This is a genomic window from Streptomyces sp. SID5643 (assembly GCF_009872555.1).
Classification (GTDB): Bacteria; Actinomycetota; Actinomycetes; order Streptomycetales; family Streptomycetaceae; genus Streptomyces; species Streptomyces iakyrus.
This window is the reverse complement of the sequence record NZ_WWIC01000082.1, coordinates 1-275: the sequence shown is the minus strand read 5'-3', so window position 1 is coordinate 275 and position 275 is coordinate 1. Positions and strand designations below refer to the sequence as shown.

Sequence of the window (275 nt, the reverse complement as noted above, 5' to 3'; positions counted from 1 at the left end):
GAGGTGGCGCCGGCGGAGCTGGACGCCGCCGTCGCCGAAGCCACGCAGTACGCGTTCGACCTCACGGCGGAAGTGCCCGTCCGGGCGTGGCTGTTCTCGGCGGGACCGGAAGAACACGTCCTGGTGCTGACGGTGCATCACATCGCCACCGACGGCTGGTCGAGAGGCCCGCTGGCACGGGATCTCTCGACGGCCTACGCGGCGCGGTGTGCGGGGCGGGCACCTGAGTGGGCGCCGCTGCCGGTGCAGTACGCGGACTACGCGCTGTGGCAGCG

At 72.7% G+C, this 275-nt stretch carries 1 protein-coding gene; it reads left to right on the top strand.

What is annotated here, in order from left to right; translation table 11 throughout:
- A partial coding sequence (locus tag GTY56_RS10035) for a condensation domain-containing protein (RefSeq protein WP_161364589.1) occupies positions 1 to 275 on the top strand: 275 nt, incomplete at both ends.